The organism is Labrys sp. HAY1-8F (genome assembly GCF_056754975.1).
Genome location: NZ_JBPGWZ010000002.1, coordinates 3263115 through 3276794, shown reverse-complemented (window position 1 = coordinate 3276794; position 13680 = coordinate 3263115). Strand labels below are relative to the sequence as shown.

General features: G+C 64.5%; 13 protein-coding genes. 6 read left to right on the top strand and 7 right to left on the bottom strand.

Features of this window, described 5'->3' with window-relative positions; translation table 11 throughout:
* Positions 1 to 233: 233 nt before the first annotated feature.
* Positions 234 to 680 carry a redox-sensitive transcriptional activator SoxR gene (gene soxR, locus ACR9ZN_RS24190; protein WP_434958973.1) on the bottom strand — a complete coding sequence of 149 codons (447 nt, stop codon included), beginning with the start codon at positions 678 to 680 and terminating at the stop codon, positions 234 to 236.
* Positions 681 to 864: 184 nt separating this feature from the next.
* Between soxR and ACR9ZN_RS24185 the strand changes: the two genes are divergently transcribed.
* Positions 865 to 1437, top strand: a complete 573-nt coding sequence (locus ACR9ZN_RS24185; RefSeq protein ID WP_481273375.1) for an NADPH-dependent FMN reductase — start codon at positions 865 to 867, stop codon at positions 1435 to 1437.
* An 18-nt stretch (positions 1438 to 1455) separates the two neighbouring features.
* Here ACR9ZN_RS24185 and ACR9ZN_RS24180 read toward each other — a convergent pair whose 3' ends face one another.
* From ACR9ZN_RS24180 to ACR9ZN_RS24170, 3 genes are all read right to left on the bottom strand, one after another.
* Positions 1456 to 1701: a hypothetical protein gene (locus ACR9ZN_RS24180; RefSeq protein ID WP_481273373.1), complete on the bottom strand. Its 246-nt coding sequence runs from the start codon at positions 1699 to 1701 to the stop codon at positions 1456 to 1458.
* Between the two features lie 93 nt (positions 1702 to 1794).
* On the bottom strand, positions 1795 to 2145 hold the full coding sequence (locus ACR9ZN_RS24175) for a DUF3088 domain-containing protein (RefSeq protein ID WP_481273371.1): 351 nt from the start codon (positions 2143 to 2145) through the stop codon (positions 1795 to 1797).
* Between the two features lie 13 nt (positions 2146 to 2158).
* Positions 2159 to 3763: an ABC transporter substrate-binding protein gene (locus ACR9ZN_RS24170; protein ID WP_434958969.1), complete on the bottom strand. Its 1605-nt coding sequence runs from the start codon at positions 3761 to 3763 to the stop codon at positions 2159 to 2161.
* Positions 3764 to 3925: 162 nt separating this feature from the next.
* On the opposite strand from ACR9ZN_RS24170, the gene ACR9ZN_RS24165 reads away from it, so the two are divergent.
* A complete protein-coding gene (locus ACR9ZN_RS24165) occupies positions 3926 to 4792 on the top strand; it encodes a sulfurtransferase (protein WP_454811648.1) in 867 nt (288 codons plus the stop codon).
* Positions 4793 to 4830: 38 nt separating this feature from the next.
* Here the strand turns inward: ACR9ZN_RS24165 and ACR9ZN_RS24160 are convergent, their stop codons facing one another.
* From ACR9ZN_RS24160 to ACR9ZN_RS24150, 3 genes are all read right to left on the bottom strand, one after another.
* Positions 4831 to 6798, bottom strand: a complete 1968-nt coding sequence (locus tag ACR9ZN_RS24160) for a family 2A encapsulin nanocompartment cargo protein cysteine desulfurase (RefSeq protein WP_454811646.1) — start codon at positions 6796 to 6798, stop codon at positions 4831 to 4833.
* 322 nt (positions 6799 to 7120) lie between these two features.
* The gene (locus tag ACR9ZN_RS24155; RefSeq protein WP_434958966.1) at positions 7121 to 8068 is read right to left on the bottom strand and encodes a family 2A encapsulin nanocompartment shell protein; all 948 of its coding nucleotides are present in this window, start codon (positions 8066 to 8068) and stop codon (positions 7121 to 7123) included.
* Between the two features lie 158 nt (positions 8069 to 8226).
* The gene (locus ACR9ZN_RS24150; protein WP_481273367.1) at positions 8227 to 8637 is read right to left on the bottom strand and encodes a hypothetical protein; all 411 of its coding nucleotides are present in this window, start codon (positions 8635 to 8637) and stop codon (positions 8227 to 8229) included.
* 257 nt (positions 8638 to 8894) lie between these two features.
* On the opposite strand from ACR9ZN_RS24150, the gene epsC reads away from it, so the two are divergent.
* The 4 genes from epsC to ACR9ZN_RS24130 all read left to right on the top strand — a co-directional run bounded on the left by epsC (position 8895) and on the right by ACR9ZN_RS24130 (position 13666).
* Positions 8895 to 9857 carry a serine O-acetyltransferase EpsC gene (epsC, locus tag ACR9ZN_RS24145; protein WP_434958964.1) on the top strand — a complete coding sequence of 321 codons (963 nt, stop codon included), beginning with the start codon at positions 8895 to 8897 and terminating at the stop codon, positions 9855 to 9857.
* 161 nt (positions 9858 to 10018) lie between these two features.
* Positions 10019 to 11470: an APC family permease gene (locus tag ACR9ZN_RS24140; protein WP_454811643.1), complete on the top strand. Its 1452-nt coding sequence runs from the start codon at positions 10019 to 10021 to the stop codon at positions 11468 to 11470.
* Entirely contained in the window at positions 11470 to 12339 is an 870-nt protein-coding gene (locus ACR9ZN_RS24135) for an alpha/beta fold hydrolase (RefSeq protein ID WP_481273364.1), read from the top strand. Before ACR9ZN_RS24140 ends, ACR9ZN_RS24135 begins: the two co-directional genes overlap by 1 nt.
* Positions 12332 to 13666, top strand: coding sequence for a tetratricopeptide repeat protein (locus tag ACR9ZN_RS24130; protein ID WP_481273362.1), 1335 nt, complete (start codon positions 12332 to 12334; stop codon positions 13664 to 13666). The genes ACR9ZN_RS24135 and ACR9ZN_RS24130 overlap by 8 nt, the downstream gene beginning before the upstream one ends.
* Positions 13667 to 13680: the final 14 nt, after the last annotated feature.

The following is a 13680-nucleotide window of genomic DNA, read 5'->3' as shown; positions in this document are numbered from 1 at the left end:
CGTCCGTCAACAAACGGATCGATTTGGCTCGACTTTTGTCATTGCCGGACTTGACCCGGCAATCCAGCTCGCTTCCTGGCCTCGAAGATGGGGCCGCTGGATGCCCGGGTCGAGCCCTGGCATGATAAAGGCGGCGCAGCCGTCATTTCCGGACAATGGCTAAAGCCAAGCTGCTTGGTGATCAGGCGGGTATCGGCGGGATGTACCCTGGCGATGCCCGCTGATCGGCGACCTCAATTGTTGCGCGTCGTCACCCAATATCGAGGCCCGGGGCCAAGGCGGCCGGCGCGGTCGTCCGGATTGGCGAGCTGGCAGAATTCCAGCGACAGGCAGCCGCAGCTGATGCAGCGCGTAAGACCGCTCTTCAGCCGCTGCAATTCGGCAATCCTGGCATCGATCCGCTCGGTCCAGGGCTGGGATAATTGTGCCCAATCCTCTCCCCCCGGCACGTGATCGGTGGGCAGCCGGGCGAGCTCCTCCCCGATCTCCTCCAATGACATGCCCAGACGCTGGGCGAAGACGATGAAAGCGATGCGCCGCAGCGTCGAACGCGCAAAGCGCCGATGCCCGGAACCGGCGCGTTCGGACCGGATCAGGCCGCGCTCTTCGTAATAGCGCAGAGCCGACGCCGCGACGCCCGATCGGCGTGAAATCTGATTGATGGTCAGGGTCGGATCCATACCGCCATCAAAGCACATTTATCCCTTGATCTCAAGTTCACTTGAACTTGTATAAGGACTCATCCTTTGCATGGAGGCTGAGTTCGATGACAATTCGAGCGACCGATCGACACATTGAGCTATCGGAAACCCCAAAGTGTTCCGGCTTTCTGCGCATTGAGCTGGAAGACCATGGGAGGCCGACATGAGCCGGGCCGCGCTCCGCCTCGGCCTGATCTATGGCAGCAGCCGTCGCGGCCGCTTCTGCGATATCATGGGCCAATGGGTGCAGCTGCGGCTCGCCCAATCATGGATGTTCGACATCGACCTCGTCGATCCCCAGCAGATCGACCTTGCGGCACTGCTGCATCAAGAGGATTGCCCAACGAGACAGGCGTTGCGCCGCCGGCTGGCCGACGCCGATTGCTTCATCCTGGTAACGCCGGAATATAATCATGGCTATACGGCAGCCACCAAGCTGATCATCGATGCGGCCAGTCGCGAATGGGCGGAAAAGCCGGTCGCCTTCGTCTCCTATGGCGGCATTTCCGGGGGGCTACGGGCGGTCGAGCAATTGAGGCTGGTCTTCGCCGAGCTGCATGCGATCGCCCTACGCGATAGCGTGAGCCTGGCCAATGCCTGGCGGGCGACCGATGCCGATGGCCGCCTTGTGCCCGGCTCCGGGACGAGTCAGGCCATGAATGTCCTGATCGGCCAATTGCACCGCTGGGCGCGCACGATCAGGCAAGTCCGGCAGGTGGATACCGCCATGGCCTAGACGCAAACCCAGTGAACTTCAGCCGTGCCGGAACGACCCGGTGCCGGCCTGCCGCAATTGCAGCCCGTTCAGGGCGAGCCAGCGCTCGACCTCGAGGGCCGTGACCTGCCCGATGCCGCGTTCGGCAAGCAATTCGTCCCAGGAATAGGCCGTTGCGATCATGGTCAGGTTGCGAGCGCGCTGCGCCAGCGTGCGCCCGCCCTTGTGGGCATGGCGCCCTTGCAAGAGCTGATCCAGAGCCCGCCGCCTCAAGCGCATGGCCATGTCCTCCTTTCCAAGAGTCTCATTGCTTCGACGCGCCGTTGCGATTTGAAGCGGTCTATTCAAACCACACGGCGCTTTGGCGCCCGGCCGCCGTCAGCCATGCAGGCGCGGAAAGCCGTGACGCTCGGCCAGCAGTTCGAGAATGCGCTGGGTCGGCTTGACGAAGGCAGCGTCGCCGAAGTGCTCCGCATCGTCGGGAACCGGTCCCTCCCGCAGGACCAGCGCTGGCAGGGACTGGTTGGCCTCGCCCAGTTCGGCGATCACCGCCCGGCGCGGCCGGACGAAGGGTACGCGCTCGATGTCGAGATGTCCGGCCAGTTCGGGAAAGCTCGCCAGCACACCTTCGATCTGGTTGCTGTGCGGGCAGACGAAGCGTTGACCCGGATGGCTGGGATCCTCGAATCCGGGTTCAAACAGAAACAACTTGTCGCGGCTGCGGCTCATGCCTGGTCTCCTGTCAGTTCGTGTCGGCGCGCACGGGCGCCGGGCGCTTCTCGACGCGATCGTAGAACACGTCGCCATAGGGGCTCTGGAAATAGCCGGTGACGCCCTTGGCGAGCACGATCTGGTCGCTGTCCTGCAGGATCACGACATAGGGTGAGCTTTTCTGGATCTTGCGCTGCAACTCCTCATAGAGGGCGATGCGCCTGGCCGGATCCTGCTCCTTGACGGCCGCGGCCGTCTCGTCGCTGAGCTCGGGGATGACCCAGCCGGCCTGCTTGGCGACGGTGTTGCGCTTGTTGTCGCGATTGACGGCGAAGGCGCCGGCATTGGAATGCGGGTCGAAATAATCCGGGCCCCAATAGCGCAGGGTCACCTCATATTGCCCGGAGCGTGCCTTGGCGAAGATCTCGCTGCTCACACCCGGCTGGATGTCGAGCGTGAGGCCGGCCTGGCCGAAGCTCTGCTGCAGGGATTGGGCGATTGTGAGAAAGAGCGGCTCGTTGAAGACCGGAAAACTGATCCTCGTCGGGCCGATGCCGGCATCGGCCAGGATCTTCTTGGCCTTCTCGACATCAAGCTTGTAAGGGGTATCGCCCAAGGCGCCCGGGAATCCGGCGGGCAGGAAAGCCTGGTGCACGCGATACTGCCCGCGCAGCAGGTTCTTGGCGATGCCCTCATAGTCGACGAGATAGCGCGCTGCCTTCCAGAAGGCCGGATTGCCGAGGGTTGGATTGGCCTTGGTGTTGATCAGGAGATATTCGAGCCGCGCCGAAGGCGTTGCATAAATGCTGACTTGGCTCTTGTCCCTGAGCGTCTCGACCTGGTCGATGCCGAGGCCACGGGCGATGTCGACATCACCCTGCTCCACCAGCAGGCGGCGGGCCGCTGGATCCGGGACATTGCGGAAGATGAGCCCCTGCAGTTTGGGTGCGCCGCCAGGCGAAGCTGGGTTGGCGTCCAGCACCAGCGCCTCATGCGCGGTATAGGAGTTGATCTTGAAGGCGCCGCTGCCGGCCGAATGTGATTTGAGCCAGCCATTGCCGAAGTCGCCATTGCTGGCTTGCGGCGCGAGTACCGCTTCGTCGAGAACCGAGGCGACGTTGGCGGTGAGGATGGCAAGCACGAAGGATGGAGCGACATCAGCTTGCCAGGTCAACTTGACCTTGCCGTCATCGACCTTGCTGATGGCAGCTTCGACATTGTCGGCGGTCCAGCCGAGTTCGTTCAGGATAAAGGCGGGTGCCTTGTTGAGCTTCACGGCGCGGCTGAGGGAGAAGATCACGTCTTCCGGCCGGACGGGATTGCCGGAGGCGAATTTGGCGTCCCTGGCCAAGGTAAAGGTCAGGCTCTTGCCATCGCTGCCCGCTTCCCAGCTCGACGCCAACGCCGGCTTGATGCTGGCGCTGGCATCGCGATCGGCTTGTACCAGGCGCTGATAGAGGGCGTTGGCCACCTGCCCCGTCGTCGACTCGAAGGCCTCGGCCGGGTCGAAGCTGGTGACGTCGTCGATGGATTGCGCCACCACGGCGATTCCCGGTGGCGTTTCCGCCCATGCCGCAGGCGCCTGCAGGGCGAGAGCGAGGGCCGTAAAGCCGAAAAGTCCGATCTTGCTTCGCATGCCACTTGCTCCGAATTCAAAGGAAAGGATGCGTCTTTCGAGCGATATGGCTGAATAATGACAGGGAACAGAGCTTGGTCAAGATTATTATATAAAAATTATGGACTAAGTGTATTTATGAATTAAGCTCGCCTTCCGGACACTCCTGCAACGAGGCAAGCGATGACGACACCGGCTTCCCCATCCCTGGTTACGGCGGACTGGCTTCTCGAAAATCTGGACAATCCCAAGGTGCGGATCTTCGAGGTCAGCGTCGATCCGACCGTCTATGAGCGCGGCCATATCCCCGGAGCAGTCAATCTCGACTGGCATCGGGACCTGGTCGACACCGTCAACCGCGATATCGCCTCGCGCGAGAAGCTGCAGGACACCCTGCGCAAGGCCGGTGTGGGGGACGACACCACCGTGATCGTCTATGGCGACAACAACAATTGGTTCGCCGCCTGGGGCGTATGGGTGCTTGACGTCTATGGCTTCGGCGAGCGCGCCAAGCTGGTGGACGGCGGGCGCAAGCTCTGGGAAGCCCGCGGCCTCGCCCTCACCGCCGACGTGCCTGATTTTTCAGCCTCCGCGCTCACTTTGCCGGACCGCAACGAAGCCCTGCGCGCCCGGCTTCCCGACGTGCTCGGCTTTGCCCAGGGCAAGGTCGACGGACAGCTGGTCGACATCCGCTCGCCCGACGAATATGCCGGCAAGATCTTCGCCCCCGAAGGCGTGAAGGAACTCGCGATCCGGGCCGGCCACGTACCGGGCGCCGAGAACGTGCCCTGGGCCACCATCGTCAACGAGGACGGCACCTACAAGCCCGTCGAGGAGATCCGCGGCATCTATGCCGCCAAGGGCATCGACGGAACCAGGCCGATCATCACTTATTGCCGCATCGGCGAGCGCTCGAGCCATAGCTGGTTCGCCCTCAAGCGCATCCTCGGCTATGACGCCCGCAACTATGACGGCTCCTGGACCGAATATGGAAATGCCGTCGGCGTTCCCGTCGACAATCCGTCGGGCACGATCTGGCTGGGCAAATAGGTTTTTGGAGCGCGGACTGGAAGTCCGCGCTCCAAGGATCAGCGATAGCCCCGCCCGCTCTGGATCTTTCTCAGCGCCGCCACCAGCGCATCGACATCGTCATACGTATTGTAGAAGGCCAGCGACGGCCGCACCGTGCTTTCCAGGCCAAAGCGGCGCAGGATCGGCTGGGCACAGTGATGGCCGGCGCGCACCGCGATGCCCTCGCGATCGAGCGCCACGCCGACATCCTGGGTCCGGCAGCCATCCAGCACGAAGGAGAGCACGCTCGCCTTTTCCTTGGCGGTGCCGATCAGCTTGAGGCCGGGCAAGCTAAGCATATGCTCGGTGGCGTAGACCAGGAGCTCATGCTCATAGCGGCCGATCACATCCATGCCGATCGTCTCGACATAGTCGAGCGCCGCGCCGAGCCCTACCGCGTCGGCGATGTTGCCGGTGCCGGCCTCGAAGCGCTCGGGCGGGCCGTGATAGATCGTTTTCTCGAAGGTGACGTCGGCGATCATGTTGCCGCCGCCCTGCCAGGGTGGCAGATGGGCGAGCACATCGGGCTTGCCGTGCACCACGCCGATGCCGGTAGGACCGAACACCTTGTGCCCGGAGAACACGAAGAAATCGGCATCGAGCGCCTGCACGTCGGTGCGCATATGCGAGACCGACTGGGCACCGTCGACAACGACCGTGGCGCCGTGGCGCTTGGCGATGGCGACCATCTCCCGCGTCGGCGTCACCGTGCCGAGCGCATTGGAGACCTGGGTGATCGAGACGATGCGCGTACGCGGATTGATGAGCTTCTCATATTCCTCGAGGATCACCTGCCCTGTGTCGTCGACCGGCGCGACACGCAGCTTGGCGCCCTTCTCGGCGGCGAGCATCTGCCAGGGCACGATATTGGCGTGGTGCTCCAGCCAGGTGACCAGGATCTCGTCGCCTTCCCCGACATGGCGGCGTCCGAAGGCCTGCGCGATCAGGTTGATGCCCTCGGTGGTGCCGCGCACGAAGATGATGTCGCGGGTCGAGCCGGCATTGAGGAAGCGCCGCACTTTTTCGCGCGCGCCCTCATAGGCGTCGGTTGCCCGCGCCGCCAGCGCATGGGCCGCGCGATGGATGTTGGAATTCTCATGCTCGTAGAAATGGCTGAGGCGGTCGATCACCGCCTGCGGCTTCTGAGTGGTTGCCGCATTGTCGAGCCAGATCAACGGCTTGCCATGCACCTGCGTCTGCAGGATCGGGAAGTCGCGCTTGACCGATTGCGCATCGAAGGGGCGGCCTGACTGGGCGAGATCCGGCACCGCATCGGGACGCAGTTCCAGGGAAATCGCACTGAAATCAGGAAGGCGTGGGGCAGCCGGAACGGCGGGCGAACCCACCTGCGGCGCAACCGACGGAATTTGCGGACTAGGTGGCGCCACCGGAACGGCTGGCGGGGTGGCGAGAGGCGGCGCAGGCGGTTGCGAGGGAGCGAGGGATTGTCCGTCGCGCAGGAAATAATAGCCGTCCTCGGACGGCTGGGCGATCGAGCCGGGAACGGAGGCCGTGGACGGAGCCTGCAAAGGTGCGGCGGCGGCCACGTCGGGACGCAGCAGCGATAGAAACTCGGCAAGACCCGGCGGCAGGACGGAGAAGTCGACCTGGGTCGGCACACTGGGCACGAAGGGACCGGCCGAGCCACCGGGCTGCGGCACGTCCGAGGGGACTGCCGACGCACCCGATAGCGGCTGCGGAGCGGTGGCAGGCGCGATCGGGATGGTCGGTGTCGGCACGATCGAGGGAATGGTCACGGGCGGCAGGTCCGGCGGGCCGACAGGCGGGCGTGCCGGCACCTGTGGGGCGACGCTGGTGGTGATGGAAGGCGCCGGCGCCAGCGTCGGGCTCGGCGGGACCGCCGGCACGGTTGGCGCCAGCGGCACGGTGCCTTGGCCGGGGGGCGCCTGGAACAGGGCATTGGCGAGATCTGCCAGCACCGTCGGATCCGGCCAGGTCGGGCTTGAGGTAAGGCCTGATGTCATCGAGCGGGAGCTCCTTAAAAAGGGCGGTCGTCATGGCGGGGAATGGCTCCTATCCCTGCCCAGAGAAGCGCGGCTTGCCTTCCCCACGAAGCTGGGGAAGGTGCCCAAACGAAGTTTGGGCGGATGGGGTGCGGCGGGCAGCGCGGTGTACTTGACGAGATGGCACCACGGTCGCGCGAGCTTCGGAGATGGCGTCACGCCGCCCTCCACACCCCTCCCGACCCGACTTCGTCGGGCCACCCTCCCCACTTCGTGGAGAGGGCCGATCGCACCATACTCAGTATGGTCGAGATAAAGGCTCGCCTGTCGGCATCAGCCCCGATCAGACATATTTGTCGGGATAGTCGTGATATTTGCCCACCTCGACGCCTTCCAGCACGGCCAGGGCATCATGGGTGAGGATGGCCGAGGAGCAGTAGAGCGAGATCAGGTAGGAGGCGATGGCCTTGCGGTTGATGCCCATGAAGCGCACCGACAAGCTGGGCTGCACCTCGCCGGGCACGCCGGGCTGGAACAGGCCGATGACGCCCTGCTTCTTCTCGCCGGTGCGCAGCAGCAGGATGTTGCTCTTGCCCTTGGCGTCGACCTCCAGCTTGTCGCTCGGCACCAGCGGCAGGCCACGCCAGGTCAGGAAGGGCGTGCCGAACAAGGTAACGGTCGGCGGCGGCACGCCGCGGCGGGTGCATTCGCGGCCGAAGGCGGCGATGGCGCGCGGATGGGCCAGGAAGAAGGAAGGTTCCTTCCAGACTTTGGTGATCAGCTCGTCCAGATCGTCGGGCGTGGGAGCGCCGGTACGGGTCTTGATGCGCTGGCTGGCCTGCGCATTGGGCAGGAGCCCATATTCCTTGTTGTTGACCAGCTCGTTCTCCTGCTTCTCCTTCACCTTCTCGATGAGGAGCCGCAGCTGTTCCTGGATCTGGTCGTAGGGATGGCTGTAGAGATCGGAGACGCGGGTCTGCACGTCGAGCACCGTGGTGACGGCATTCAACGAATATTCGCGCGGCGCCTCCTCATAGTCGACGAAGGTCTCCGGCAGGTCCGGATCCTGGTCGCGGCGGGGCGAGCACTCGACTTCGGCGCTGATGTCACCCTGGTCTTCCTTGACCCGGTTGAGGCGATAGATGCCGGCTTCCACCGGTGTCCAGGGCAGGAAGGAAACCAGCCAGCGCGGCGTGATGCCGGACCACTGGGCCCTGGTCTTGGTGGCATTGGCAAGCTGTCTTGCCGCCGCTTCGTTCAATGTTCGGCGAACGGCGGGTTCATCGGCCATACGGTGCTCCTTGTCTGGTTCATGGCGCGGAAGAAGATCTGGATTTGCCCTGTATCGAGGCCGGCAAGGCTCCGGACAAATGGGCTAACAACCGACGTGTCACGTGGCTTTGGCAAACCCCGCGAGCAACGCGTGAAATAGGCTCGAACCTCGCCATTTCAGGCCCGTTCCCCGGCCGCGGTGTCGGCGAGCGGGGCTGGCGCCGTCGGCGCAACTGAGTAGGGACGCTGGGCGTCCCGGTAGAAGTCGAGAGCCTTGTCGATGAGGCTGGCCGAACGGTGGAAGCGGTCGGACAGGATCAGGATGGTCTGGTCGCGGGTGAAACCGTCTTCGCGTATGGCGTCGAAGGCTTCGCCGATATCGAGCCATTGCGCCGGCGGCCGCCGGTTGCGGCGGTCACGGTCGGGCTTGGCGGGATCGAGCAGTTCGGCGATCAGGCTGAGGAATTGCGGCGAGGCATAGGCTTCGCGCAGCCACGCGCCCGCCTGCTGCTTGGCGGCGATGATGCGGCCCTGCTCGATCAGCCTGCGCAGATAGGCCGTACGGGGGCAATAGCGCGCCTTAGCCACGGCCGGCCTCTGTCGCTGGCGCAAGACCGGCTGGCCCAGTATCGGGACGGAAACGGATCGCGGGCAACGACGGGGCAAAGGCAGGTCTCATGAGGCGTTCCGTGTGGCGAGTTCGATCTTGAGAACACAGCTTCGATTGAAATTTACAATTTGTCTATAGAAATAGTAGATAATTAAATTTAGAACGACGGGGGCGATGCATGGCGGAGCATCTCCGCCGGTTTTCCCGACCCCTGCCGCCGAGAAGAGGCCGTGCCATGAACGAGATCGCACAGCATGCCATCGCCTTGCAGGAAGAGGCATCGACCGCCACGCGGCCGCCCACGCCGGGCTGGAATCTCGATGCCCTGGTGGCGCAACTCAGGCTCTCTCGTGAGATCACCCACAATATCCGCCATCAGGGCCGCATCCGCCGCACGCCTTCGCGCGAGACGGTGACGACCATTCTCGATGGGCTGAAGGCCGCCCTCTTTCCCAGCCATTACGGCCAGTCGGAAATCGGTGCCGGCAATATCGATTATTTCGTCGGCTCGACACTCGACAATGCCCTGATCCTGCTCACCGAACAGGTGCGCCGCAGCCTTGCCTTCACGCGCGACGATTCCGTGCCGGAGAACAGCCTGCGCGAGCAGGCCCTGGCGATCACCAGCACTTTCGCCGGCCGGTTGCCCGCCATTCGGGGTGTGCTGGTCAGCGACCTCACCGCTGCCTTCCGCGGCGATCCCGCCGCGACGAATTTCCCCGAGATCCTGCTTGGCTATCCCGGCATGACGGCGATCATCTATCATCGTCTCGCCCATGCCCTGCATGGCCTGGACGCCACGTTCCTGGCCCGGCTGATCTCCGACATCGCCCATTCGAAGACAGGGATCGACATCCATCCCGGCGCCGAGATCGGCGGCAGTTTCTTCATCGACCACGGCACCGGCGTGGTTGTTGGCGAAACCGCCGTCATCGGCGAGCGCGTGCGCCTCTACCAGGCCGTGACGCTGGGAGCCCGCCATTTTCCCACCGACGAGAACGGTGCGCTCGTCAAGGGCAGCCCCCGCCATCCTATCGTCGAGGACGACGTCGTCATCTATGCCGGCGCCACCGTACTCGGCCGCATCACCATCGGCCGCGGCTCGGCCATCGGCGGCAATGTCTGGCTGACCCGCAGCGTCCCGCCCGGCAGCCAGATCACCCAAGCCCATGCCCGCAGCAACGGACAGGTCGACTAGACCAAGCTCGCAGGCTTTCGCATTGCCTCCTGCTATGTGCGGGAAGGCTTGTAATTTTTAATTATATAAAGTCTATAGATTTAATTGACATAACTTCAAAAGCCACTGATGCTGGCAATCGGCCGGTGCGGGCCGTCCGCGCCGACGACGCGGGGAAGACCATGAGCAGCGTGACGACTGAGGGCGCCCAAGCCGCGCCCCTCGAAGGCAGGGGCTCCCTTGCCAGCAACCGCCTTTCACTACCGGAAGTGATCGCCCAGTCGATCGGCACGGTCGCTCCCTCCGGCACGCCGGCTCTGGTCATTCCCGTGGTTTTCGGGGTAGCCGGCAACGGGACATGGCTCGCTTATCTGTTCGCCACTATCGCCCTGCTGTTCGTTTCCTGGAACATCAACCAGTTCGCCCGCCGCACCGCCAATCCCGGTGCACTCTATGTCTTCGCCGGCCAGGGCCTCGGTGGTTTCTGGGGCGTCGTCGCAGGCTGGTCGCTGCTGATCGCTTATCTCTTTACCGCGGCGGCCGTGATCGGCGGCGCGGTTAACTCCCTGCTCGTACTCGCCCACACCTTCGGTATTCAGGAGGCTGATCGGGCCCTCACCCTCGTCGTCAGCCTCCTGGTCATCGTCGCCGCGTGGTGGTTCGCCTATCGCGACATCCGTCTGTCGACGAGGACAACCCTGATCATCGAACTGGCCACCGTCGCACTGATCCTGGTCGTGGTGCTGGGTTCGATCTTCTGGGTCGGACCCGCCGTAGACAACGCGCAATTCACACTGGAAGGCGTCGGTGCCGACCAGTTGCGCCTCGGCCTGGTGCTGGCCTTCTTCAGCTTCGTCGGCTTCGAGAGCGCCACGACATTGGGGGCGGAAGCCCGCGACCCCTATCGCGCCATTCCGCGCGCCGTGATCGTCAGCGTGGTGGCGATCGGGCTGCTCTTCATCGTCAGCGCCTATGGCCTGACCGGCGCCTTCCACGCTCTGCCGGTGACACTGGACAAGGCCGAAGCCCCTCTGACGACCGCGGCCCAGGGCATTCACCTGGGCTGGGTCGGCAGCCTGATCGATCTCGGCGTGGCGCTGAGCTTCTTTGCCTGCACCCTGGGCAGCCTGAATGCCGGCGCCCGCGTGCTCTATGCCCTTTCCGGGCATGGCCTATTCCATGGCTCGGCCGGCAATGCCCACAAAGTCAATGCCACCCCGCATGTCGCGGTCACCATCCTGGCGGTGGTTGCCATCGCCCTCTCGCTGGCCCTCACGCAGTCGGGCTACGGCCTTCTCGATGCCTTCGGCCTGCTCGGCAGCGTTGCCACTTTCGGCTTCCTGTTCGCCTATATTCTGGCCGCGGCCGGCGTGCCCTTCTTTCTCAGCCGTATCGGCGAGTTCAGGCCTTGGCACGGGCTGGTGAGCCTCATCACCATTGTCTTGCTGCTGATCCCGCTGGCCGGCAGCGTCTATCCCATTCCGGCCTGGCCCTTCTCGATCCTGCCCTACATCTTCCTCGGCCTGCTGGCGCTTGGCGTGATCTGGTTCCTCGTCCTGCGCGTCGCACGCCCCGCGTCCCTGGCCGCGCTCGAACAGGATCTCCTCTCCACCGGCAACCGCACGGAGCCGTGATGATACAGATTTCCGCGCCGACCGCTCCCCTCCCGGGTGTTCGAAATCGCTCTGTCGAACTGCCCAACGGCTTGCGTCACCATTTCGTCGAGGTGGGGAGCGATGGCCCTCCGCTCGTGCTGCTGCACGGCTACACCGACAGCTGGCGCAGTTTCGAACCCCTCTTCGCCCGGCTTGGCCAGCAATTTCGCCTGTTGGTCTTGGACCAGCGCGGGCATGGCGGCTCGGATGCCGCCGAGCAATACGCCATTGCCGACTTCGCAGGCGATGCCATCGACTTCATCGAGGCGGTGGTGGGAGGGCCGGTCCATCTTGCCGGCCATTCGCTTGGCAGCATCGTCGCCCAACGCGTGGCAGCCCGCCGGACCGACCTTGTTCACAGCCTGGTGCTGATCGGCGCCGCGCCCGACGCGGCGGGCCATGCAGGCCTTCTCGAACTGCGCACCGAATTGGCTGGCCTGTCGTCGACCATCCCGCGCGATTTCATCGAGGCTTTCCAGAAAGGCACCACCTTCGCGCAGCTCTCCGACCCACAGCTTGCCATTTTCGTCGAGGAAAGCCTCAAGCTGGCGCCCGAGACCTGGCGCAAGGTTCTTGACGGCCTCGTCGACGAACGCGCACCGCCACGACAGACTCTCAACTTGCCAGCCCTGGCACTTTGGGGGGCGCAGGACAGCGTGTTCGACGAGGGCACGCAGATCCGCCTCGCCCGTCATATTCCCGATCTCACCGCGATCCATTATCCTGCCATCGGCCATGCGCCGCATTGGGAAAGTCCAGCGCGGGCGGCTCAGGACATCGCCAATTTTCTCGCCGCCGTCGAAGAGGAAACCGTCGCAGCCAAGAAGGACGACCGTCATCATGCCTAAGGACGCTCAGGGACTCGAGATCACCGGCTCGCCGGCCTCGGTACAGGCTTTCGATCAGGCCGTCAGCGACTACTATGCCTGGAAGGGTGACCCTGTCGCCGTGCTGCAGGAGGCAGTCGACCGCGACCCGGCCTTCACCCTGGGGCACAGCGCGATCGCTTCCTTGCTGGTGCTCAATGGCCTGCGCGGCGATCATCCCGCCGTGACTGCGGCGCTGTCGGCGGCCCAGGCTTCGATCGGCGGTGCCGGTACCCGCGAAAACCGCCATCTCCAGGCGGCGCAGGCCTGGGCATCAGGCCAGATCGTTGTCGCCACCAATATCTGGGAAGACATCCTCATCGACCATCCCGTCGACGCCCTGGCGCTGCGATTTGCCCATGACAGCTATTTCTATCTCGGCCATTCGCTCAGCATTCGCGATTCCGTCGCGCGGGTGCTGCCGGCCTGGGATCCGCAGGGCGCCAATTACGGCTATGTCCTCGGCCAATACGCCTTCGGCCTGGAAGAGGCCGGGGAGCTGCGCCACGCCGAAGAGGTCGGCCGCGCCGCCATCGCCCGCAATGCCGAGGATGGCTGGGCCGTGCACGCCGTGGCCCATGTGCTGGAAACCGAAAGCCGCCAGGCCGAAGGCATCGAGTTCCTCAAGGCCTCGCGCCCGGCCTGGAGCAAGGCCTACGCCCTCTCCATCCACAATGGCTGGCACCTCGCCCTCTATCTCATCGAGGAAGGCCGCTTCGCCGAGGTTCTGAGCGACTATGACCGTTTCGTCGCGCCGAGGTTGACGGGCGAATCCCTGCTCGACCTCGTCGACGCCTCCGCCCTCCTCTGGCGCCTGGAACTCGCTGGTGCCGATGTCGGTGGGCGCTGGGCTCCCCTCGCCGAAAGCTGGCTCGGCCATGTCGACGAGCATGTGCTGGTGTTCAACGACCTCCATCTCGCTCTTGCCGTGTCGAGGGCTGATAATGCCGAGGGGGTGCAGCGTCTGCGCCGTTCGCTCGACGCCTATGCCCGCGACGGGATCGGCGACAACAGGGATATCACGGTCGATGTCGGCCGCCGCCTCGTCGACGGCGTCCTCGCCTTTGCCGAAGGCGACTATGCAAGGAGCATCGAGCTGATCCTGCCGGTGCGCTACAAGGTCATCCGCATCGGCGGCAGCCATGCCCAGCGCGATCTGGTGACGCAGACCCTGATCGCCGCTGCCGAACGCTCTGGGCGGACCAATCTGGCCAGGGCGCTGCTGGCAGAGCGCCTCGCGGTTCGCCCGACGGAGCGCACCAGGCAGGCCTATGCACGGGCCGGCGGCGTGACGGCGGGGCACGCCTGATCGATCTTGCGCTC